The organism is Pokkaliibacter sp. CJK22405 (assembly GCF_046614695.1).
Taxonomy (GTDB): domain Bacteria; phylum Pseudomonadota; class Gammaproteobacteria; order Pseudomonadales; family Balneatricaceae; genus Pokkaliibacter.
In genome coordinates, this window is sequence record NZ_JBKKHQ010000001.1 from 172,655 (window position 1) to 193,993 (window position 21,339).

General features: G+C 51.5%; 22 protein-coding genes. 7 read left to right on the forward strand and 15 right to left on the reverse strand.

All coding sequences use genetic code 11. The annotated features are described in order from the left end of the window. Positions 1–172: 172 nt before the first annotated feature. Positions 173–2,059 (forward strand): BatD family protein, encoded by a 1,887-nt coding sequence (locus ACKC9G_RS00840; protein ID WP_411402979.1) that lies wholly within the window; start codon positions 173–175, stop codon positions 2,057–2,059. 44 nt (positions 2,060–2,103) lie between these two features. Here ACKC9G_RS00840 and ACKC9G_RS00845 read toward each other — a convergent pair whose 3' ends face one another. Beyond that, entirely contained in the window at positions 2,104–3,093 is a 990-nt protein-coding gene (locus ACKC9G_RS00845) for a tRNA dihydrouridine synthase (RefSeq protein WP_411402981.1), read from the reverse strand. Positions 3,094–3,214: 121 nt separating this feature from the next. On the opposite strand from ACKC9G_RS00845, the gene ACKC9G_RS00850 reads away from it, so the two are divergent. Further along, positions 3,215–3,826 carry a glutathione S-transferase family protein gene (locus ACKC9G_RS00850; RefSeq protein WP_411402983.1) on the forward strand — a complete coding sequence of 204 codons (612 nt, stop codon included), beginning with the start codon at positions 3,215–3,217 and terminating at the stop codon, positions 3,824–3,826. A gap of 92 nt (positions 3,827–3,918) precedes the next feature. Continuing rightward, on the forward strand, positions 3,919–4,554 hold the full coding sequence (locus ACKC9G_RS00855) for a riboflavin synthase subunit alpha (protein ID WP_411402985.1): 636 nt from the start codon (positions 3,919–3,921) through the stop codon (positions 4,552–4,554). Positions 4,555–4,630: 76 nt separating this feature from the next. Here the strand turns inward: ACKC9G_RS00855 and choV are convergent, their stop codons facing one another. The 8 genes from choV to ACKC9G_RS00895 all read right to left on the reverse strand — a co-directional run bounded on the left by choV (position 4,631) and on the right by ACKC9G_RS00895 (position 13,736). After that, on the reverse strand, positions 4,631–5,800 hold the full coding sequence (gene choV / locus ACKC9G_RS00860; RefSeq protein WP_411402987.1) for a choline ABC transporter ATP-binding protein: 1,170 nt from the start codon (positions 5,798–5,800) through the stop codon (positions 4,631–4,633). A gap of 2 nt (positions 5,801–5,802) precedes the next feature. Continuing rightward, positions 5,803–6,645: a choline ABC transporter permease subunit gene (gene choW / locus ACKC9G_RS00865; protein WP_411402989.1), complete on the reverse strand. Its 843-nt coding sequence runs from the start codon at positions 6,643–6,645 to the stop codon at positions 5,803–5,805. 15 nt (positions 6,646–6,660) lie between these two features. After that, positions 6,661–7,599 (reverse strand): choline ABC transporter substrate-binding protein, encoded by a 939-nt coding sequence (locus ACKC9G_RS00870; RefSeq protein ID WP_411402991.1) that lies wholly within the window; start codon positions 7,597–7,599, stop codon positions 6,661–6,663. A gap of 274 nt (positions 7,600–7,873) precedes the next feature. After that, positions 7,874–9,541 carry a choline dehydrogenase gene (betA, locus tag ACKC9G_RS00875; protein WP_411402993.1) on the reverse strand — a complete coding sequence of 556 codons (1,668 nt, stop codon included), beginning with the start codon at positions 9,539–9,541 and terminating at the stop codon, positions 7,874–7,876. Positions 9,542–9,584: 43 nt separating this feature from the next. Continuing rightward, positions 9,585–11,078, reverse strand: a complete 1,494-nt coding sequence (gene betB, locus ACKC9G_RS00880) for a betaine-aldehyde dehydrogenase (RefSeq protein WP_411402995.1) — start codon at positions 11,076–11,078, stop codon at positions 9,585–9,587. 4 nt (positions 11,079–11,082) lie between these two features. Next, positions 11,083–11,697: a transcriptional regulator BetI gene (gene betI / locus ACKC9G_RS00885; protein ID WP_411402997.1), complete on the reverse strand. Its 615-nt coding sequence runs from the start codon at positions 11,695–11,697 to the stop codon at positions 11,083–11,085. A 167-nt stretch (positions 11,698–11,864) separates the two neighbouring features. Next, entirely contained in the window at positions 11,865–12,629 is a 765-nt protein-coding gene (locus tag ACKC9G_RS00890; RefSeq protein WP_411402999.1) for a 3-hydroxybutyrate dehydrogenase, read from the reverse strand. A gap of 174 nt (positions 12,630–12,803) precedes the next feature. Then, the gene (locus tag ACKC9G_RS00895) at positions 12,804–13,736 is read right to left on the reverse strand and encodes a DMT family transporter (RefSeq protein ID WP_411403001.1); all 933 of its coding nucleotides are present in this window, start codon (positions 13,734–13,736) and stop codon (positions 12,804–12,806) included. A 186-nt stretch (positions 13,737–13,922) separates the two neighbouring features. On the opposite strand from ACKC9G_RS00895, the gene tcdA reads away from it, so the two are divergent. After that, complete coding sequence (gene tcdA / locus ACKC9G_RS00900; protein ID WP_411403003.1) at positions 13,923–14,738, forward strand: tRNA cyclic N6-threonylcarbamoyladenosine(37) synthase TcdA; 816 nt, start codon at positions 13,923–13,925, stop codon at positions 14,736–14,738. A gap of 73 nt (positions 14,739–14,811) precedes the next feature. Here tcdA and ACKC9G_RS00905 read toward each other — a convergent pair whose 3' ends face one another. The 5 genes from ACKC9G_RS00905 to ACKC9G_RS00925 form a co-directional block, all read right to left on the reverse strand. After that, positions 14,812–15,276, reverse strand: coding sequence for a SufE family protein (locus ACKC9G_RS00905; protein ID WP_411403005.1), 465 nt, complete (start codon positions 15,274–15,276; stop codon positions 14,812–14,814). Positions 15,277–15,281: 5 nt separating this feature from the next. After that, entirely contained in the window at positions 15,282–16,496 is a 1,215-nt protein-coding gene (locus ACKC9G_RS00910; RefSeq protein WP_411403007.1) for an aminotransferase class V-fold PLP-dependent enzyme, read from the reverse strand. Positions 16,497–16,524: 28 nt separating this feature from the next. After that, positions 16,525–16,818 (reverse strand): GIY-YIG nuclease family protein, encoded by a 294-nt coding sequence (locus ACKC9G_RS00915; protein WP_411403009.1) that lies wholly within the window; start codon positions 16,816–16,818, stop codon positions 16,525–16,527. 35 nt (positions 16,819–16,853) lie between these two features. Then, positions 16,854–17,756, reverse strand: coding sequence for a lipo-like protein (locus ACKC9G_RS00920; protein ID WP_411403011.1), 903 nt, complete (start codon positions 17,754–17,756; stop codon positions 16,854–16,856). 66 nt (positions 17,757–17,822) lie between these two features. Next, positions 17,823–18,119 (reverse strand): HlyU family transcriptional regulator, encoded by a 297-nt coding sequence (locus ACKC9G_RS00925; RefSeq protein ID WP_411403013.1) that lies wholly within the window; start codon positions 18,117–18,119, stop codon positions 17,823–17,825. A gap of 207 nt (positions 18,120–18,326) precedes the next feature. On the opposite strand from ACKC9G_RS00925, the gene ACKC9G_RS00930 reads away from it, so the two are divergent. The 3 genes from ACKC9G_RS00930 to ACKC9G_RS00940 all read left to right on the forward strand — a co-directional run bounded on the left by ACKC9G_RS00930 (position 18,327) and on the right by ACKC9G_RS00940 (position 20,627). After that, the gene (locus ACKC9G_RS00930) at positions 18,327–18,722 is read left to right on the forward strand and encodes a PA2779 family protein (RefSeq protein ID WP_411403015.1); all 396 of its coding nucleotides are present in this window, start codon (positions 18,327–18,329) and stop codon (positions 18,720–18,722) included. A gap of 18 nt (positions 18,723–18,740) precedes the next feature. Beyond that, complete coding sequence (locus tag ACKC9G_RS00935) at positions 18,741–19,706, forward strand: PA2778 family cysteine peptidase (RefSeq protein ID WP_411403017.1); 966 nt, start codon at positions 18,741–18,743, stop codon at positions 19,704–19,706. Between the two features lie 78 nt (positions 19,707–19,784). Next, the gene (locus tag ACKC9G_RS00940) at positions 19,785–20,627 is read left to right on the forward strand and encodes a putative RNA methyltransferase (protein WP_411403019.1); all 843 of its coding nucleotides are present in this window, start codon (positions 19,785–19,787) and stop codon (positions 20,625–20,627) included. A gap of 15 nt (positions 20,628–20,642) precedes the next feature. Here ACKC9G_RS00940 and pyrF read toward each other — a convergent pair whose 3' ends face one another. Continuing rightward, positions 20,643–21,338 carry an orotidine-5'-phosphate decarboxylase gene (pyrF, locus tag ACKC9G_RS00945; protein WP_411403021.1) on the reverse strand — a complete coding sequence of 232 codons (696 nt, stop codon included), beginning with the start codon at positions 21,336–21,338 and terminating at the stop codon, positions 20,643–20,645. Position 21,339 lies beyond the last annotated feature (1 nt).

The window sequence follows — 21,339 nt, forward strand, 5'->3', positions numbered from 1 at the left end:
AGTGTTTTGTGCATAAATTTCCCCCGCTTTGCGTAACATGCCATGCGAGAATTAATTTATGGTACGTATTGAATATTAATAATACGTAACGCGTTGTTTTCGCAGAGTCGCATCGGCTCTTTATATTCAGTAATATGCCTTTAAATGATTCATCTGGAACAGGAAAAGCCTGATGGCCTTTAAAGTCTCCGTACTTAGTGCATCAATCATGTTGCTCAGTGGATTGGCAAATGCAGAAGTGACTGCGAGGCTTAACAGCAACCAGATACATCTTAATGATCCTTTAACCCTGACATTGACGGTCAGTGGCGCCGTCGTTGACCAACCTCCCCAACTGGCTCCTCTTAATCGCGACTTTGAAGTGCTTAGCAGTCGGGCAAATAGTGTCTTTCGCTACGTCGATAACTCGATGCAAAAGAGCACTCGCTGGCAGATTGAGCTTAAGCCTCGTCAGTCAGGAATGTTAAGTATTCCGCCGTTGCGAGTGGGTAATGAGTCAACTGACCCGCTTCAGCTTGAAGTAGCGGCTAACCCTGAAGTAAGTTTCGGGAATGGCAATGATGGCGTGCATCAGGAGGGTGGTAGCTATGAAGATGATGCCTCCCAGCCCACGACAGATCCCGTAACCTCAGATGATTCAGCCCAAGCAGATTCATCGGATGCGCAAGCCAAAGCAAAACCAGTCACTCCCGCTACGCCATTAGCCACCTTCGATGTTGACTTCTCTGCTCCGGAGCCTCTTTATCCGGGGATGCCTGTAAAGGTGATAGTGCATCTGGCCCATCAGGGCTCACTGTTACCCGCTGCCCGAATTCAACCGCCTGTTGTGTCACAGGGTGAGCTATTTGAACTGAAGCACCCGGCTGCGGTGATGGATGAAACCCTCGACGGTCGTAAGTTGCGAAAAGTGTCACGTAACTACCTGCTTTTTGTGGACTCGCCTGGCGACTTCACTCTCGATGGTTTCAACTTTCTGGGTAATATCCAACCTGCTACAGGTGATGCACAAACCATCGACCTTACGACCTCGCCGCATAAGCTATCTCTTATCAAGGCGCCGTCTGAGCCTTTTAACCCGGCCTTTGACCTGACTTTGGATGGCAGTTGGAATAAAGATCTTACCGGCCTTAAGCCTGGTGATGTCCGCATCAGAACCATTGAAATCACTGCTCAGGGCTTGCCTGCTTCACGCATTGCCTTACCGCCTGTACCGGAAATAGAGGGTCTCGATATTCGTCAGTCGATTATCAAACCCTCCAATGACATTACTGAAGACAGTGTCACTGGTTCGGTAACGGTGGTTCAACAATTCACCTTCAATAAAGAAGGTCGCTTCAGCCTGCCTGAGTGGAATCTGGGCTGGTGGAATCGAAGCACGGGAGCGCCGGATACTGCCGCCCTGCCCGATCAAACCTTGACTGTCTCCCTGGACGCATCAGCCACAACCGGTAATCAGGCATCTGGAAATGATAATGCTCCGCAAGGTAACAATACTGCTACTGACCCGGAGGTTGAGGCTCCTCCGGGCCTGACGGGAGTGACCGGGTCTGTGGTGTCGACACCGCTTGAAGAGAACCAGCCATCGAAATACCCGTGGCTGTGGCCTCTGATCAGTGCTCTTGGCATTATCGCTGCGCTGTTACTGGCCTGCCGTTCCTGGTGGCTCGGGCGCAAGGTTAACCGCCTTGAAGGCTATCTTGAGCAAATGCAGCAGCAAAAGGTTGAGCGTCGCCAGTTGGCTAAAGAAAGTGAGGTCTACGAAGAACTCGCATTACTTTGCCATGCCAATGAGCCACGTTTGGCGCGCCTGAAAATCATTGAGTGGGGGCAGTGTGTGTGGCCAGGCGAAGGTATCGCAACGTTAAACGACATTCGCCAGCATGCTCGACATCAGACACTGGAATATGGCCTGCAGGATCTGGAAGCAGCGATTATTGCTCAGGACGAAGGACAGAGCTATGAATGGCACAGCGATCTTCTGTTGCAGATGCTGACCGAAACCCGGGCTCGTGTTATGAGGGCAAAAAGTGATGCCATGCTGCAGTTTAATGCACTCTGAACGAGTGCATGGATTTCTTCTGAGGGATGTCTCGCAACACCTTCTCAGCGCCATCCGTCCGTAGTGCGATGAATGGCGCTAAATAATGCCTCAGGATCTTTGATCCGCATCCAGCTCTCGACATTTTCGTTCAGTAACGGATGCGCCTCCCGAATCATTTTTAGCCATTGCTTGGCACGACCCATGGCGTAGCGCGGGATATTCGCTGCCTGCACTTCCTTAATGAACTTATCGAGTAGCTTTGCCATGATGGCCGGGGCGTTGTCCTGCCAGACTTCCTGACGCTGCCAGGCTTTAATCTCTTCACAAAGCCACGGTTTGGAGACCAAGCCACGTCCAAGCATGATGTCTTCACAGCCAGAAATCTCACGGCAACGAATGTAGTCTTCAAGCGTCCAGATTTCGCCATTTGCGACGACGGGTATCGAGAGTTTTTCTCGCAGCGGCGCTAATGCATGCCAGTGAGCAGGTGGCTTGTAACCTTCCACTTTAGTCCTTGCGTGAATCACAAGTTGGGCTGCGCCACCAGCCTCAACAGCTTGGGCATTCTCCAGTGCTAATGACGCATCCTGATAGCCCAGTCGCATTTTCGCGGTGACCGGAATATCAGAAGGCACCGCATCTCGCATAGCTTTCACAATGGCATAAACGATCTCTGGTTCCTGCAAAAGCACGGAACCACCCCGGTTTTTATTAACGGTTTTTGCCGGGCAGCCAAAGTTGATGTCGATCGCGGGAGCACCCAGCTGAACCCCCTGCACTGCGCTCTCTGCCATCAACTCCGGGTTGCTACCCAAGAGCTGGAGGACAACCGGTGTTCCTGCCGGTGTTTTCCAGCCGGATTCTGCTTCGGGACATAGCCTTTTAAACACCTTATCCGGCAAGCGTTGATCCGATATACGCAAAAATTCCGTTACACAGACATCCACCCCACCAACACTGGTGATCAGATCGCGCATCAGGGCATCGACCAATCCTTCCATTGGGGCAAGAAAAAGCATGCCAGTTCGGTTGGCGACAATTTGCTGGGTCATGGATACAGGCCAAAGGAATAAACACAAGGGGCGCTAAGGATAAGGAGGACTGGCGGCCTTGCCAAGTCGGTATACACTCAGTCTGTATGCGTCTGATGAAAAAAGAACAAGGAGAATCAGGATGATGAAATTGTACGGAATGTGCCGCTCAGGCAATGCCTATAAAGTGCGCCTGATGATGGAGCAGGAAGGTATTCCTTATGAGTGGCATGAAGTCGATATTCTTGGCGGTGAAACGCGGTCCCAGGAGTTTTTAAAGATTAATCCCCTCGGCAAAGTGCCCGTACTGGAAATTGCTCCAGGCGAGTTTCTCTATGAATCTAATGCCATTCTTACGTTTCTGGCGCGCGGTACACATTACTGGCCTGACCCGGCCTATCCTCATGCCAAGGCAATGGAGTGGATGTTCTTTGAGCAGACACTGCATTTACCTGCTCTTTCGGCGGCCCGCTGGATATTAAACTTCCTTCCTGAGGAACATCCGCGTCATGCAGAACTCCCGGGACTACATGAGCGTGGCTATCGTGCATTAGCCCATATGGAAAGTCGTTTAGCCGAGCATGAGTTCCTGGTGGGTAAGCACTACAGCATCGCTGATACTGCTCTGTATGCTTACACCCACATGGCAGATCAGGGTGGGTTTGATTTGACCCCCTTCCCCGGTATTAGAGCCTGGATTAAGCGCATCACCGAAATTCCGGGATACATCGGCATTGATACGCCGGTGGATTGAGTAACACTTATCGTTTGAGCCCGATCAGATGCGCTATGCAGTGAGTTCTTTTACACTACAGGCTCTTTAGTGCAACTGATCAGGAATACCGTATGTTTACCGGAATCGTACAGGGTAAAGCAAAGGTCACCCGTCTGCTTAAGAAAGACGAGTTTGCCAGCATGACGCTGGAGTTTCCTGAAAACGGTACCGAAGGACTGGAGATTGGTGCCAGCGTGGCCATTAACGGTTGCTGTTTAACGGCAACGGAAATCTCAGGGAATTCGGCAAACTTCGACATGATCGCCTCCACCCTTCGCCTCACTAATCTGGGCGAACTTAATGAAGGCTCTCTCTGTAATTTTGAGCGTGCTGCTCGCTTCAATGCCGAAATCGGTGGCCACCAGACCTCCGGCCATATTCATGGTTGCGCAGTTATCACCGCCCGAGTTGATACCGCTGATAACTGTAAAATCACTTTCGAAGTCCCCGCCGAGTTCCGTAAATACATTATGGATAAAGGCTATATCGGTCTTAACGGGTGTAGCCTTACGATTGCCGAAGTGACCCCTGTGGGGTTCAGTGTGTATCTGATCCCGGAAACGCTGGCAGTAACCACCTTTGGTGAAGCCAAGGTGAATGATCGTATCAATCTTGAGATTGACCCCTCTACTCAAACCATCGTTGATACCGTTGAGCGCTATATTGCTAACCACCCTGCTCTGGCAATGACGTTAAATCACTCTTGAAATGAGCACGTCAAGTTATAAAAAAAGGCCGCTGAATTTAGCGGCCTTTTTGTTTTGAGACTCGGCAGGATGCGGATTAAATCAGCGCCTGATAGTAGTCCTTCTCAGTGAGGATCCCCACGAATTCGCCGCTGTCATCTTTGAGGCTGACAGGCAGGCCACTGCGGTAATGAATCTCCATCGCATCACGCATGCCGATATCCTGATGTGCAATAACGGCCATGCCTTCGATGATATTGGGCATATCATCCATCCCGTGCCAATCGGTAAACCGGATGAACTGGCCATCCTGTTGTAAACCGGTAAAGCTGCCTGCGTCATCACGAATCAGCGATGTGTGAAGATCCACAGGAACCGTACCATTTACTTTCCCGCTGAGCAGACTGTCTTTCCCCTTCATCAAACTCTTACCCGTCAACACCTTGAGCGGGTTGGTATGTGAGACGAAGTTGCGGACATAGTCGTTACTTGGATGCAGTACGATGTTCTCAGGCGTTCCCATCTGCACGATTTTGGCTGACTCCATAATCGCGATATGAGTGCCGAGTTTGAGTGCCTCATCCAGATCATGACTGACGAAAACAATGGTTTTGTTGAGGCGCTGCTGCAGCTCCAGTAGCTCATCCTGTAACTGGGAACGAATTAATGGGTCAAGTGCCGAGAAAGGCTCGTCCATCAGCAGAATGTCAGTATCCATGGTAAAGGCGCGCGCAAGGCCTACGCGCTGCTGCATACCACCGGAAAGCTCATCAGGCTTAAGCTTGCGCCAGTCATAAAGGCCGACCAGTTCGAGCTTTTCATCCACCTGTTTCTTCCATTCTTTACGTGACAGACCCTGCATCTCAAGACCAAACGCTACGTTCTCAGCGACCGTCAACCAGGGCATCAGTGCGAATTTCTGGAAAACCATGGATACGCGCTTGGTACGCAAGTGTCGCATCGTCCTGGCATCACACTGTGCAACATCAACCTGACGGCCATCATCCTCGACCCACAATTCACCGCGGGCGATATCGTTCAGGCCGTTGATAGTGCGAAGCAGGCTGGATTTCCCCGAGCCTGATAGCCCCATCAATACGCAGATCTCTCCACGCTCGATGCTGATGTTGGCATCTTTGACGCCTACAACATCGCCGGTGAGCTTACGGATCTCATCACGGGACTTACCCTGATCCATAAGCTCAAGAGTAGAGGCGATCTTGCGACCGAAAATGACGTCCAGATTTTTAATATCGATCATCGGCATAATCAGTCCTCCGTCATGCCGGGGCGGCGGCACAGGCGATCAAGCACAATGGCCAGAAGTACGATGGCCAGTCCGGCCTCAAAGCCCTGTGATACGTTAACTGTATTCAGCGCTCGAACCACCGGTTTACCTAGGCCGTTAGCACCGACCAGTGCCGCCACCACCACCATCGAGAGTGAAAGCATAATGCACTGGGTCACCCCAGCGGTGATGCTTGGCATAGCGGCTGGCAGCTCTACACGAAGTAGAAGCTTCATCGGTGTGGCACCAAATGCCTTACCTGCCTCAAGCAACTCCCCTGGCACCTTGCTGATACCCAGATAGGTCAGGCGAATAGGTGCTGGCAGCGCAAAGATGATGGTGGAAATCAGTCCCGGCACCACACCCAGACCGAAGAGAATCAGCGTTGGGATGAGGTACACAAAGGTCGGGATGGTTTGCATCAAATCCAGGATCGGACGCAATACCTGATACAGCCAAGGGCGATGAGCCGCAGCGATACCGATAGGAATACCTATAATGACGGACAACAATGTCGCCATCAGTACCAGCACCAGGGTATCCAGCATTTCACTCCAGTAGCCCAGATTCAGAATCAGCAATAAGGCGCCGACCGAAAATAGTGTCAGACTCCAGCGTCGCTGCAAGAACCAGGCGAGAACTCCGACCAGAGCAACCACGACCAGCGGTGGCATCCAGTTGAGCGCGTCAACGACTCCGCCAATCACGGAGGAAAGTACCCATGAAATTGCGTCAAAAAAGCTGGCGCCATGTACGATCAGCCAGTCAACGAAATGCTCGATCCAACTGCCAAGCGGGATCTTATGCTCTGTTAGCCAGTTCATTCAGGACCTCCAGGCTTATAGGCCCAGGTAGGCTTTAACAGCCGGAGCGGCAGGCTTGCCAGTTTGAGTTTCGACACCTTCCAGCCACGCATTCATGGCATCAGGGTTTTTCTTCAGCCAGGTTTTTGCGGCGTCCTGAGGCTGCATTCCATCATCCAGAATCAGACCCATGACTTCGTTCTCCATAGGCAGAGTGAAACTCAGATTATTGAAGAAGGTCCCAAGGTTAGGACATTCGGTGGTATAGCCTTTACGAACAGTGGTGTAGACCGTTGCGCCGCCGTAATTAGGCCCGAAGTAGTCATCGCCGCCAGACAGGTATTCCATATCAAAGTTGGCGTTCATGGGGTGTGGAGCCCAGCCCAGGAAAACAATCCACTGCTTGCGCTGAATGGCACGTTTTACCTGAGACATCATGCCCGCTTCACTGGACTCGACCAGCTCAAACTTGTCCAGATCGAAAGCGTCTTTATCAATCATGGACTGGATCAGTCGATTGCCATCATTACCCGGTTCAATGCCGTAGATTTTGCCGTTGAATTCATCGGCGTGCTTGGCGATATCTGCAAAGCTGTGAACGCCGGCATCGTAAACGTATTTGGGGACAGCAAGCGTGTATTTGGCGCCTTCGAGATTGGCTTTGAGGGATTCGACCGTACCGTTATCAAGGTACTTTTTGATATCAGCTTCCATGCTGGGCATCCAGTTACCCAGGAAAACATCAATATCGCCGTTGGCCATGGAGGAAAAAGTGACCGGTACAGACAACATGTCTGTGGAGGTTTCATAGCCCATTCCATTGAGCACTTCGCTGGTTACCGCGGTAGTGGCAGTAATATCCGTCCAGCCAACATCTGAAAACCGGACCTTACTGCAACTTGCAGCCGCCATGGCACTGCTCGCCGTTGCGGTCAGCGTGATGGCCAGGGCCAGTTTTGTCATCGAATTTGCCATATCAATGTCCTTCTACTTGGGTTGCAACTGAAGTGGCTACTTTAGTGCCCTTCAGCGTCTTTGGATTACCTCGGACCATCAAGTCGACGACAGCGCCTGTCGACTTCTCTGGCCCAAGTATGAAGTGACTCAGTGTTCTTGTTGGGCGGCTTTGCCTGCCCTGAACATCATTCTAGGTTATATCACCCGGGTGGGTGGTTACTGGCGAGGGCAAGCGCCCTCACCTGATTCTGACCCTTGAGTAAGAGTCTCAGCCAGCCAGGCGGCTCGCTGGTTATCGCTGCTGGGTTTCCCACTGTGGGTGAACCCAGACCGGTGCATCAGAACGTGGAAGTGGCGCGCGTCCACGAATCGCATCGGACAGTTTCTCTGCCATCATGATGGTCGGAGCATTCAGGTTACCGCTGACGATGCTAGGCATGATGGACGCGTCCACCACACGCAAGCCTTCGGCGCCATGAACACGGCCTTGCGCATCAACCACAGCCATAGGGTCAGAGGCACTGCCCATTTTGCAGGTGCAGGAAGGATGGTAGGCACTATCACCACGACGGCGGGCAAAGTCATCAATCTCGGCATCGGTCTTCACTGACTCGCCCGGCATGATTTCATGCCCGCGATATTGCTCAAACGCTGGCTGCGCAAAGATCTCGCGAGTCAGTTTGATCGCATTACGCATTTCGATCCGGTCACGCTCGGTTTGCAGATAGTTCGGTTGAATGATCGGATATTCAAAAGGATCTGCCGACTTAAGTTTCAGGTAGCCACGGCTGGTTGGACGCATTGGCCCCACGTGAGCCTGATAGGCATGGCAGTTGCCCTGATCACGGCCATGGTCATTCACCAGACCGGGCAGAAAGTGGTACTGGATATCCGGATGCTTAACGCCGGGCTCTGTGCGAATAAAGCCGCCTGCTTCAAGGTGCGTGGTTGAACACCAACCCTTACGGGTCAGGAACCACTCGGCGCCCCACAACACCTGTTTATGAATCTTGGTGGAGTGGAACAGCGTAATCGGCTCTTTACAGGCTTGCTGAATGTAGATTTCAAGGTGGTCCTGTAAATTCTGGCCAACACCCGGCAGATCGACTTTGACATCAATACCAAGATCGCGCAGTTCACTGGCAGGGCCAACACCGGAAAGCATCAGGGTTTGTGGTGAGTTGATCGCGCCACCACTAAGAATGACTTCCTTGTTGGCCATGACTTTTTTGGTTTCCCCGTCCTGACTGTATTCAACGCCCACGGCACGGGTGCCTTCAAACAGGATGCGGGTGACATGCGCGCCAACCTCAGCAGACAGATTCTGACGCTCAAGTGCCGGACGCAGATAGGCCTGAGCTGTGCTCCAGCGCTTGCCATCACGGATCGTCATATCCATGACACCAAAACCTTCCTGCTGATAACCATTCATATCTTCAGTGTAGGGGTAACCTGCTTCCTTGCCGGCTTCAATAAAAGCGTTGAACAGCGGATTCGGGAAGTCACCGGTATGAACGTGCAGGGGGCCGTCAGCGCCATGATAGGCATCGCCACCCACGCGACGGGATTCAGCTTTACGGAAATACGGCAGAATGTCGGCATAATTCCAGCCTTCTGCGCCCTCTTCGTCCGCCCAGCGGTCATAGTCAAAAGCATGACCGCGGATGTACACCATCGCATTCAGTGAAGAGCCACCACCCCATACTTTGCCGCGAGGCCAGTACATTTTGCGCTGGTTCATGTGTTCCTGCGGCTCAGTGGTGTAGTACCAGTTGTATTTTTTGGACTCGAGGTTATAGGTCAGCGCCGCTGGCATATGAATGGTCCAGGAATCATCCTTGCGGCCTGCTTCAAGAATCAGTACCTGATCCTTGCCATCTTCTGTGAGCCGGTTTGCCAGCACGCAACCGGCAGAACCTGCGCCGATAATGATGTAATCAAATGTGGTGTTCCGGGTCATAAATCGCCTCTCGTGATCGTCAAATGGATTGGCTTTCGCGGTCTTAGTACGGGCCTTCGAGGTCGCCCAGCTCAACCATCACACTCTTCACCTGGGTGTAATGATTGATGGTCATCTGGCCATTTTCTCGGCCAATACCTGAGCCCTTGTAACCGCCAACCGGCATTTCTGCGGGAGAGCCGCCATAGGTGTTGATCCAGCAAATCCCTGCCTGAATCTTGCCGATCACGCGATGTGCGCGAGAAAGGTTTTGCGTAAAGAGCCCTGCTGCCAGGCCATAAGGCGTGGCGTTAGCGCGTTCAATCACTTCTTCTTCAGTATCAAAAACCAGCACTGACATGACAGGACCGAAAATTTCATCAGTGACCTGAGGCATATCATCAGTGCAGTCAGTAAAGATGGTCGGCGCGACAAAGCAGCCTTTGGCGAATTCGCCGTCGGTCAGCTGATAACCACCTGTAGCGAGAGTGGCGCCGGAGTTTTTCCCTTTCTCGATGTATTCCATCACTTTGGTCAGATGACCGCGGGAAACCAGCGAGCCCATCTGGGTTTCAGGGTCCTGAGGATCGCCCAGGGTGATCGCTTGTGCGCGCTTGACCACTGCCTCGACAAAGCGGTCGTACATTGAGCGGTGAACGAACACGCGCGTGCCGTTAGTGCAGACTTCACCCTGCGTATAGAAATTAGCCAGCAGTGCCGCTGTGACGGCGTTATCAAAGTTGGCATCGTCAAAAATGATCAAAGGTGACTTGCCACCCAACTCCATCGTGACTTCTTTGAGACTGCCCGCGGCATCGGCCATGACTTTTCGACCGGTACCGGATTCGCCGGTAAAGGAAACTTTGGCGATGTCAGGATGGCGTGAGAGCAACTGTCCGGCGCGGTAATCCCCCTGAATCACCTGGAATACCCCGTCAGGCACACCGGCCTCACGGTAGATTTCAGCCAGCAGAAGAACGGTCAGCGGTGTTTCTTCAGAAGGTTTGAAGATCATGGCATTGCCACAAGCCAACGCAGGTGCTGACTTCCAGCAAGCGATCTGGAAAGGATAATTCCAGGCGCCAATGCCTGCGCACACGCCCAGTGGCTCACGGCGAGTATAGAAGAAGCAATCCGGATTCAACTGCTGGTGCTCGCCCTGCACAGTAGGAGCAAGACCCGCGTAGTACTCAATGGCATCTGCTCCGGTGGGAACGTCAACGGCGATAGCTTCCTGATAAGGTTTGCCGGTATCTTCCACTTCAAGACGAGCGATTTCCTCAGCGCGTTCACGAATCAGTTTCACCGCTTTTTGCAGAATACGACCGCGTTCCATACCTGACATGGCAGACCAGACTGCAAAGCCTTTATTGGCCGCTTGCATCGCGCGTTCCATATCGGAGGCATCGGCTTGCTGAATCACGGCAAGGGTTTCGCCGTTCGCCGGGTTGGTGCTCAGGAAAGTCTCACCGGAGGACGCCTCGCAACGTTCTCCGTTAATGAACAAATAACCCGATGACAGCGGATATTTTGTGGAGGTGTGGGTATTCGTCGTCATCTTTTCATCCTGTCAGTTGCGAGGTGGATTGAGATTCCAGATCAGCCATCTGCCGACTCAGAAAGTCATCAATAATGTCGAGTGCCTTACGCTGATCAATGCCGCCGCTGAGTGCGCCGCGCAGCCAGATTCCATCAATCAGGGCCGCAATCGCTGAGGAGGTGTTCTCAACACGCTGCGCGGGCATCAGCTTTCGCAATTCATAGCGTAAGTGTGACAAAAGGCGTTTCTCATTGACCTTTTGCAGTCGTGCCAGCTCTGGGTCATGCATGGCCTGAGCCCAGAAAGCCAGCCAGGTCTTCATAACCCGGGGGTCAATCTGGCGAGAGTCAAAGTTCCCACCGACGATGGCACGGATGCGCTCGTAAGGTTTTTCTGCCGATACCGCGTCCCGGCGCTCACGAACGCCATCATTCAATTCTTTGAGGATGGTGCGCATCGACGCATCCAGAAGACCGTGTTTTCCGCCAAAGTAATGGTTGATGATTCCTGCAGAAACGCCCGCTTTTTTACTGATCATGGCAACCGTGGTTTTGTTCAAACCAACTTCACCAATCACCTCAAGTGTGGCCTCGATAAGCTGAGGCTTTCGAATTTCAGGCATTCCAACCTTGGGCACGTGTCATCCTTTTTTAATTGAACGTTCATTTAAAATAAACACTAAAGAGATCTTTGATCAGCGTCAACCCGTTGGCGGAAATTATCGAAATGGCGCTTAAATGATGTGAATTAACGACAAAAGGGCCGCATTTTGCGACCCTTTTCTTAAGGAGAGACAAGAGGTGACTAGCGTACGGTCCAGCCACCGTCGACGGTAATGGTCTGGCCAGTGATATTTCTTGCCGAATGGCTCATCAAAAACAGCGTAATATCGGCCAGCTCCTCAATACTGATAAACACGCCTTTAGGCATGGGCTTCAGCATGATTTCTGACTCAACCTCTTCCGGTGTGATGCCGTTTTCCTTGGCCTGATTGGCAATCTGTTTTTCGACCAGAGGCGTTTTAACATAGGACGGGCATACCGTGTTCACCGTGATGTCCGTATCAGCCGTTTCAAGCGCCATCACCTTGCTGAAACCCAGCAAGCCATGTTTTGCCGCGACATAGGCACTCTTATAGGGTGATGCCACCAACGCGTGGATGGAACCGATATTTACCACCCGGCCATAACCCAGTTCACGCATTCCAGGGAGCAAAGCACGCGTCAGCATGGCAGCCCCATTCAGCATAATCTGAATCATCATCTCCCACCGTTCGGGAGGAAATTCTTCCAACCGTGCAACGTGCTGTAGACCCGCGTTATTTACAAGCACACCCACGGGCACATCCAGTGATTTTACGTAAGCCTCAATGGCTTCAACGCTACCTACATCCAGTACGCCGCTTTTCGCCTGGCCCCCGGACTCATTGATCAGAGCGGTAACTTTATCGGCGGCTTCTGCTGATATATCCGTCACCAGCACCGGGTGACCTTCTTTGGCCAGCTTCTCTGCTATACCCTGCCCTATACCACTTCCTGCACCAGTAACCAGAACCCATGGACGTGCCATTGCTGCCTCCTTGTCTTTAGCAGTCTGAAAAAGGTGATGTAGTTACTGTGGTGTTCCCCAGTGAAATTTGCCAGTCACTTTTGTGCATTTGCACAATGGAAGACGAGATCGTTTCAGTACGAGAAGAAAAAAGAGCGCCTAAGCGCTCTTTTAAAAAGTGATGAGTTGAACTCTTTAGCTGGAGACAGCCGCCATGCTGATGCGTTTGCGGCGCATGAGCCATTTCAGCGAGAACTGGGAGACGAGCATACCAGCCATCATTAAGCCGCAACCCAGAAGTTCGCGAGAGCCCAGCCCTTCGTCAATAAGAAGCCAGCCGCCAACCACCGCAAATAAAGCCTCACCACTCAGGATAATGGCCGCATGCGCCGGAGGAGCTTCTTTCTGACCAATGATCTGCAGTGTGTAAGCAATACCCACGCTGAAGAAACCGGCATAAACAATCGGGAACCAGGTATCCGCGATGGCTTGCCACGTCAGGGTTTCAAAGCCCAGAGCGACAATCAGGCTCAGGGTGGTACAAGTAATAAGCTGTATGATACTGAGCGCAATCGCATCCACATGCTTGCTTAACCAGGCGATGATCAGCACATGGCCTGCCCAGAAGAGTGAGCCGATCAACTCCAGTGCATCGCCACGTGCCAACACCAGGTGCTCATTAATACTCAGGAAATAGAGTCCGGCCAGAGCCAGCACCGCCCCAACCCAGGTGTGGACACCGGTTTTGTGGCGAAACGCCAAGCCGAGAATCGGGACAAAAATCAGATAGAGTCCGGTAATGAAGCCCGCTTTACCTGCCGTCGTATAAAGCAAACCAATTTGCTGGAATGACGACCCCATAAACAGGATCAGTCCTGTGGCGATCCCACCCCAAATCAGCAACGATCGACTGGCCGGCTGCGCGTCCTGAATACCTTTTCGCTTACGTCGCATCTTCAGGAAAAAATACAAAGGCAGTAGTGAAAGTGTGCCTAAGAGAAAGCGAGCGAAGTTAAAGCCAAAGGGGCCAAGATGATCCATCCCTACCCGTTGGGCCACAAAGGCAGTGCCCCAGATGATCGCAGTGATCAGCAGCAGGCCATCGGCGCGAAGCGTACTTGTCTTCATGAACAGCATTCCGTTATTAGGGTCAAACAGAGTCATGAATATAGCCTAATGATACTCAGAGCATCATTAGAGTTGCTTATGCGCCTGTGCCGTTATGAATCGGTGCCAACAGGACTAAATTTTGCCATTTCATACCCATCAGTTAAGCTTTCGCGCTCTGTCCATTCCTAACCTGTGGTTATGCCGATGTCCGCCTCTTCTCCTGATGTTTTTGAGCCCTCTGAAGCCTATCTTTCACGCTTTAGCGGCATTGCTCGTCTTTACGGGCTGGATGCTCTGCACAGGTTTGCGAAAAGCCATGTCTGCGTTATCGGCATTGGCGGCGTTGGTTCCTGGGCCGCTGAAGCATTGGCGCGGACCGGCTTTGGCAAGATCACCCTGATTGATCTTGATGAGGTCTGCATCAGTAACGTTAACCGTCAGCTGCATGCCATGGGGCCTACCGTGGGTAAAAGTAAAGTGGATGTGATGGCAGAGCGAATTCTGGCGATCAATCCTGAATGCGACGTCATCAGAGTGGATGATTTTATCGGCGAGGATAATCAGGCGCAGTTGCTAGGTGGTGAGCTCGATTATGTGGTGGATGCGATAGACAGTGTTCGTGCGAAGGCCGCTCTGCTCAACTACTGTAAGCGCAACAAGATTCCGGTAGTGACGACCGGTGGCGCGGGAGGCCAAACCGACCCGACCCAAATTCTCGTCGCTGATCTGGCTAAAACCAAGCACGATCCTCTGGCCGCACGGGTGCGTAATCAGCTACGCCGCCAATACGGCTTTGCCAAGGGGGAGAAAGCCAAGTTTGGTATTGAGTGTGTCTATTCGACAGAGCAGCTCCGATACCCCTCGCCGGATGGGACGGTTTGCCATCAAAAACCAGAACCTGGCGAAGGCCCTGTACGACTCGATTGCGCCGCTGGTTTTGGTGCCGTGACCATGGTAACCGCCAGTTTCGGGATGGTTGCTGCTTCACGTGTTGCCAGCAAAATCGCTGCGAAAGTATAAAGTCCAGAGAAGAAAGCCCCGAAGTCGTGCACCAGTCGGGGCTTTATAATTGCACTATCTTGTGCCTTTGCACTTATTTAATCGTCACTGCCAGCGCATGGATTTCCCGCATGATGGCACGTAAGCCATTACCGCGCGTTTGGCTCAGGTGTTTGATCAATCCGGTCTCCTGAAACCAGGACTCCATTTCCATCAGGGCGATATCAGCCGCTTTCGCACCATTCACCTTTTGAAGCAGCAAGGCAATCAAGCCTGTGATGATACGTGCCTCACTGTGCCCCCAGAACCATAGGTGCCCGGCCTCATCTTTCACCGCAGCCATCCTGACTTCGCTTTCACAGCCTTCAATCTTCTGGCTTTGTTTCGCTATATCGAGTGGTAATAAAGGAAAGTCACGACCAAGACGCATAAGCTCGCGATATTTCTGTTCCCATCCCATCGACACCAGTGCATCGAAATCGACACTGGCCTGGTGCGAGATACCGAAGGGTAGTTCCTTGAATTGAGGTAGAAAGGCCTCATCGAGCAAAGGCAGCATATGTCTTAAAACTCCGTGACTGCTTTTTTTAGAGCGCTGGCGAAATGAACGACTTCATCGGTGGTGTTATAAAGCGCGATGGAGGCCCTCAAGGTTCCGTTAAGCTTGAGCGACTCCATAAGCGGCATAGCACAGTGATGCCCTACTCGCAGTGCGACGCCTTGCATGTCCAGTAGTGTGCCAAGATCCTGAGGATGTGATCCTTCAACGATAAAAGACAGGATGCTGGTATCTTCATTGTGCCCAATCAGCCGGAAACCAGGTACTTCCTGGCAGAGTGAAACCATGGTGCGGCGAAGATGCCTTTCGTATTCGAAAGCAGAGGTTCGGTCAATCGTGGCGAGCCACTCAATGGCGGCTCCCAATCCGATCACTCCGGCGATATTCGGTGTACCTGCTTCAAAACGCAGTGGAGGTAAGGCAAAGGTTGTTCCGTGCAGTGAGACACGGTCAATCATCTCGCCACCTCCTTTCCAGGGAGGCATGATCTCCAGCAATTCATAACGCCCGTAGAGCGCGCCGATGCCTGTCGGAGCATAGATCTTGTGACCAGAAAAAACGTAAAAATCACAGTTCAGTGCCTGAACATCGACACTCTCATGTGCAATTCCCTGAGAACCATCAATTAATACCCTGGCGCTCACCTCATGGGCACGTTCGATAATGTCCTTCAGGGGGAGTATGTCACCTGTGGCATTGGCCATTTGGGTGACAGAGACAAACTTTGTCCGATCGCCGATGACCGAGCGTATTTGGTCAATACTGACCCTGCCTTCGTCATCAGGTTCGAGAAAACGTAGCTTGATCCCCTTCTCTTGGACCAAAAGCTGCCAGGGAACGATATTGCTGTGATGTTCCAACAGGCTTAATACGACTTCATCCCCTTCCTGCAGGAAGCGCCGTCCATAGGTTTGCACCACAAGATTGATGGCTTCAGTAGCGCCTGACGTCCATACAATCTCTTCACGATGCTGAGCATTGAGGAAGTTTTTTACGCTATCGCGAGCGGCTTCATAACGCAGTGTAGCCTCTGTCGAGAGATGATGAGCTGCGCGATGAACATTGGCATTGCTGGAATGGTAGAAGGCTTCAACTGCCTTGATCACCACTTCAGGCTTTTGAGTCGTTGCCGCGTTATCGAGATAGACACGACCTGATCGGGCTTCCTGCTCTATCAGAGGGAAGCTTTGGCGGATATGGGAAAGGTCGAAAATCGGCATGGGGATCCGGGCAAGCAAAAAGGAGACATTATAGCCTCGTTAGCTCCGAGAATTCATTCACCAGCGCCCTTTTGGCTCTCGTTCCCAATTGTTTGATGGCATATTCACGTTTACTGGCGGCAGAACGATTCTCTGAAAGCTCAAGATAGACCACTGATCTTGGCGAGCGTCCCCGAAAATATTTAGCGCCTTTGCCGGTGTTATGTTGCTGCCAGCGTCTCAGCAAGTGATTGGTAATGCCAGTGTAGAGCTTTCCGCATTGAGTCTCGATGATATATATCCACCAAATCTCATCAGTGTCATCCCGCAGATTGCTATCCACTTTATCCTCATTGATTATCGGCATCACTGATTGGACTACCACCCTTCTTCGACTTGCTCGACAACTGCCTGATCATTTTGCTCAGAGCGCGCCCAGTGTAAATCCCTTAGATCGAATCCTGCTTCTATGCTGGGCTTTACGACCTGAAAATAGGGCGAGACATCAAAATCCCTGGGAACATATTGGCTGGCATCGCGCTTGTGCAGAATTTCCTCACGGCGCTCAACCCCTTTGGCATCCTGCCAGGCAATCCAGGATACACGCGGCAAGACGGGGTATTGAATGGCCTGAAAACCCTGAGCAATCAGGGAAGAACAAATAGCCTGTGTCGGATCCCCGCTGCCCAGTCTTAAAAAAGCACGACGCCAGGGTGTTGGAATCGGTGGAATCACCAGATAACGAATCAGATCAACTATGTTTTTCAGGTCATACTGATGACCGATTCTGGCAAGAAAGAAGTGTCTTAACTGCTCAAGATCACGCTTCATTAGACCGACGGGCCGACAGATTCTGGTGTGGAGTCCTCGGTACTCCTCAAGCGGTACAACACGAACACCTTCAAGAATGTCAGCCTCTACGAGAAGAGAAAAACTCTCCTGTTCTGTTGGCCAGTTTTCTTTAATCTGATAGGCAATGCCAAGGGTTCTAATCTCATAAGAAGTAAAACTTCCCAGATAGAATGCTGCATGAGACCAGGTAGACTGTGTCAGATATTTGATCGTCGTACTGATGCGACTCGTTCCTTCTACAAGAAGGACATCACCCGGTTTGATAACCGAGCGAAGTTTTTCTATATCAAAGGTGGATCGGGAGGATTCCGCATAGCGGGGCCTGGCAAGATAACTTGCCAGTTTTTGCCCGAATACTGCCGCTATTCCCATCACTGCCTCCTGTACAGTAAACGCTGCACCTGAAACCTGATAAATAAAGCGTAGCACAGACAATATCGTGCCAAGAGGAAGGTCTCTTAGTCTTTAGCCCCACAAACGAATTTTAATTGAGGTTTAACCAAACAGGCGTTCGCCCTGCTCATCAATAGTTCTCTTGGCCTTGATGACGGTCAGATCAATGCAATCCTGACGGGAGCCTACCTGATCTGAACGAATCAGATAATGTTCTTTACGCTCTCCATCGACCTCTTTGCTGATGGTGGCACCAACGCCATATTGCGCCCCCACTTTTCTCGGCTGAGGAACAATTTCAAAACCCTTGTATTCAAGAGCTTCGGCACTGTCCTGAGCAACCGCTCCGGACGATCCATTTCCACCAAACAGCTTTGCAATCGAATCCAATAAACCCATAACTTGTACTCTTCCTCAGGAAATTGCAGCTTGAAACTTTAACCGAAAATGCAGGCATGAACGATTTTTTATACATCTTCCTGCCACGCTGCAAACCGACTGAAATGTTTTGAACCCTTACAGCTGCTTTGAAAATCAGTATTCTGCCGGCACTAGTAGTTTCGGCTGATGGAAAACAGTTCGAATACACAACAGCAAGGAATCAATATGCGTAAGAGTGCCTCTTTCAAGCGTTGGACCGGTAGTCTGCTGGTCTCTCTCTCACTGGTCTCCGCGACCGTTCCCGGTTTTGCCAATGCAGCAATGATCTCTCCCGGTTCTATTCAGCAGTCTCAGCAGCAGGATGCTAAAGCCAGGCTGAATGCCTTGCTAGCGCGCGATGATGTACGTCAAGGGCTCTTGGCTGAGGGTGTAGACCCCGCCAGTGTAGAATCCCGAGTCGCCAGCCTGAGTAATGCGGAAGCTGAAATGGTCGCCAACAAGATCGATCAACAACCAGCAGGTCAGGGCGTCATCGGCGCTATTGTCTTAGTGTTCCTGGTGTTACTGGTAACTGACATCCTTGGTTTCACCAATGTATTCAGTTTTGTAAACCATCATTAAGAGAAGAGGCACATTCTGATGGATCTGGCAGTGAAACGGATGCGTCCTTCGATTCGCTATGGATTGCGAGCGATCATCAGTTCAATGGCGATTGCCTGGCTGAGCGGTTGTTCGTTGGCTCCGCCTAAAACGGTAGATCAGTTCCAGCAGTCAACGGCAGTGGGTCAATCCGTTTATGTTCAGAATGTGCCTTTCTTTGCTCAGGAGGAGTACCAGTGTGGTCCGGCCGCACTGGCCATGGTTTTAGATTATCAGGGCGTGGATACCACGCCGGATAAGGTTAAACCTTTTGTTTATCTGCCTAATAAGCAAGGCAGTATTCAGGTGGAAATGCTCGGTGCGACCCGGCACTTTGGCCTGATTCCTTTTAGAATTCCCGGAACATTGAATGCCATTACTCAGGAGCTGAGTGCAGGGAATCCTGTACTGGTTTTCCAGAACCTGGCACTTAGCTGGTATCCGCAGTGGCACTATGCTGTGGTGACGGGTTATGACGCGAAGAATCAGGAGCTGGTACTGCACTCCGCTCTGGATGAAAACCACCGAGTCTCAGTCACAACGTTTGCCAGAACCTGGCAACGCGGTGGTAATTGGGCATTTGTGGCCCTGCCTCCCGGAAAAATGCCCGCCTCTGCTGATCAGCAACTGACGCTGGATTCCATTGCCCAAAGTGAGCAATCGTTTACCACTGAAGACTTGCATAAAGCTTACGGAGAAGCGTTAAAGCGTTGGCCTGATAGCGAAACAGCGGCATTAGGACTGAGCGTTGTCTACTATCAGATGCATGCTTTTAAAGAATCACAACAGATTCTCGAGCAGGCTATCACTCAGCATCCGAAGTCGGCGCCGTTGTATAACAATTTATCCGTGATCGAAGGCAAGTTGGGGCATCGTGATAGTGCTATTTCGGCGGCCAAACGAGCCGTGGCATTGGCCCCTGATAACAAGGATTACCAGCAAACGCTGGTCGAAGCTCAGCGGTAATCGCTTGATGCATAAGACCTGAATATTCCCCTTTGTGGTAGACTGACGCGCAAACTTCATTAAGCTTGCGCGTTTCTCATGCTGAACTCTGTAAACCTTGTTTGCCCTCTATGTCAGCAGCCACTGACTACCTCATCAAAGCAGCTTTCCTGCGCTAACGGTCATAGCTTCGACATAGCCAAGCAAGGCTATGTGAACCTGCTGCCCGTTCAAAAAAAGCATTCGAAAGATCCTGGCGATAACAAAGTTATGGTGAATGCTCGTCGTGATTTTCTCGCTGAAGGGCATTTTAATAGCTTTAGTCAGCGGATGACTGAAGTGGTAAAGCCATTACTCCAGCAAGGGAAAAACTCGACCTACAGTGCTCTCGAAGCGGGATGTGGCGAAGGATTTTACATCGACAGCCTTGCTCGAGACGTTGAGATGGATTTCGCGCCTCTTGATGCCTATGGTCTCGATATCTCTAAGTGGGCAGTTCAGGCAGCCACCAAGCGCAATAACAGAGTGACATGGCTGGTAGGCAGCAATGCCGCTTTGCCATTCGCGCCGGGAAGTCTGGATCTTATTATCTGTGCTTTTGGTTTTTATCAGTTTGAATGGTTTGCCCCCTACCTGAAACCGGGCGGCAGGATTCTTCTTCTTGAAGCGGGAGATGAGCATTTACTTGAGTTGCGGGAGGCTCTGTATGACGAGGTGCGCCGTGGCGGACCTCCAGCCAATCTTGAACATGCGGGCTTTACGCTGGAATCTCAGGAGTGTGTTACAGACAAGATTACGCTCGAGCAAGTGGCGATTCAGAATCTGCTCTGTATGACACCACATGGTTACAAGGCGCCGGTAGCGGGGAAAGAAGCCGTACTGAAACTCAACAGCCTGAATGTCACCATCCAGGCTGTCATACGGCTTTATCAAAAAGCCTGAGGAATATCTGAAGCGTCAGTCGAGAGACGCCAGAATATCGACCAGTGCTTCATTAGGCACTTCAGCTCGGGTAATGGGGCGTCCAATGACCAGGTAGTTGCTGCCTGCATCCAGTGCCTGACGCGGGGTCATAATTCTCCGCTGGTCACCCTGCTCTGCTGTCGGTGGACGGATGCCTGGTGTCACCAAAGCAAACTGATCGGCTACGACAGAACGAAGTGCGGTGGCCTCCTGAGCGGAGCAAACGACACCATCCAGACCTGAGTCTTCTGCCAAACGCGCCAGTCGAAGGACATGCTCCTGTGGCTCGAGATCAATCCCAATCTCGCGTAAGTCTTCGCGATCCATACTCGTAAGAACCGTTACGCCAATCAGTAATGGCAATGTTCCGCCCAGCTTATCCAGTTCATTGCGGCAGTTTTCCATCATGCGACGACCACCTGATGCGTGGACGTTGACCATCCATACCCCGAGTTTGGCCGCTTCTTTCACTGCCATTGCAGTTGTATTGGGGATGTCATGGAATTTGAGATCCAGAAAAACCTCAAAGCCTTTGGATTGAAGTGCATCCACCACTGCAGGTCCGGCCAGTGTGAAAAGCTCCTTGCCAACCTTAACTCGACATTGCTTGGGATCAAGCTGACTTGCCATGTCCAGTGCAGCTTCTTGAGTGGGGTAATCCAGGGCGACAATGATGGGGCTGGAGATCATT

Bases quoted from the DNA above. Each gene is read 5' to 3' on its own strand.
- tcdA (WP_411403003.1), top strand. From the start codon at position 13,923: ATGTCCGCCTCTTCTCCTGATGTTTTTGAGCCCTCTGAAGCCTATCTT.
- ACKC9G_RS00845 (WP_411402981.1), bottom strand. From the start codon at position 3,093: ATGACCCAGCAAATTGTCGCCAACCGAACTGGCATGCTTTTTCTTGCC.
- ACKC9G_RS00850 (WP_411402983.1), top strand. From the start codon at position 3,215: ATGATGAAATTGTACGGAATGTGCCGCTCAGGCAATGCCTATAAAGTG.
- ACKC9G_RS00890 (WP_411402999.1), bottom strand. From the start codon at position 12,629: ATGGCACGTCCATGGGTTCTGGTTACTGGTGCAGGAAGTGGTATAGGG.
- ACKC9G_RS00895 (WP_411403001.1), bottom strand. From the start codon at position 13,736: ATGAAGACAAGTACGCTTCGCGCCGATGGCCTGCTGCTGATCACTGCG.
- ACKC9G_RS00925 (WP_411403013.1), bottom strand. From the start codon at position 18,119: ATGGGTTTATTGGATTCGATTGCAAAGCTGTTTGGTGGAAATGGATCG.
- ACKC9G_RS00840 (WP_411402979.1), top strand. From the start codon at position 173: ATGGCCTTTAAAGTCTCCGTACTTAGTGCATCAATCATGTTGCTCAGT.
- pyrF (WP_411403021.1), bottom strand. From the start codon at position 21,338: ATGATCTCCAGCCCCATCATTGTCGCCCTGGATTACCCCACTCAAGAA.
- ACKC9G_RS00855 (WP_411402985.1), top strand. From the start codon at position 3,919: ATGTTTACCGGAATCGTACAGGGTAAAGCAAAGGTCACCCGTCTGCTT.
- betB (WP_411402995.1), bottom strand. From the start codon at position 11,078: ATGACGACGAATACCCACACCTCCACAAAATATCCGCTGTCATCGGGT.
- choW (WP_411402989.1), bottom strand. From the start codon at position 6,645: ATGAACTGGCTAACAGAGCATAAGATCCCGCTTGGCAGTTGGATCGAG.
- ACKC9G_RS00910 (WP_411403007.1), bottom strand. From the start codon at position 16,496: ATGCCGATTTTCGACCTTTCCCATATCCGCCAAAGCTTCCCTCTGATA.
- betA (WP_411402993.1), bottom strand. From the start codon at position 9,541: ATGACCCGGAACACCACATTTGATTACATCATTATCGGCGCAGGTTCT.
- ACKC9G_RS00940 (WP_411403019.1), top strand. From the start codon at position 19,785: ATGCTGAACTCTGTAAACCTTGTTTGCCCTCTATGTCAGCAGCCACTG.
- ACKC9G_RS00935 (WP_411403017.1), top strand. From the start codon at position 18,741: ATGGATCTGGCAGTGAAACGGATGCGTCCTTCGATTCGCTATGGATTG.
- ACKC9G_RS00870 (WP_411402991.1), bottom strand. From the start codon at position 7,599: ATGGCAAATTCGATGACAAAACTGGCCCTGGCCATCACGCTGACCGCA.
- choV (WP_411402987.1), bottom strand. From the start codon at position 5,800: ATGCCGATGATCGATATTAAAAATCTGGACGTCATTTTCGGTCGCAAG.
- ACKC9G_RS00905 (WP_411403005.1), bottom strand. From the start codon at position 15,276: ATGCTGCCTTTGCTCGATGAGGCCTTTCTACCTCAATTCAAGGAACTA.
- ACKC9G_RS00930 (WP_411403015.1), top strand. From the start codon at position 18,327: ATGCGTAAGAGTGCCTCTTTCAAGCGTTGGACCGGTAGTCTGCTGGTC.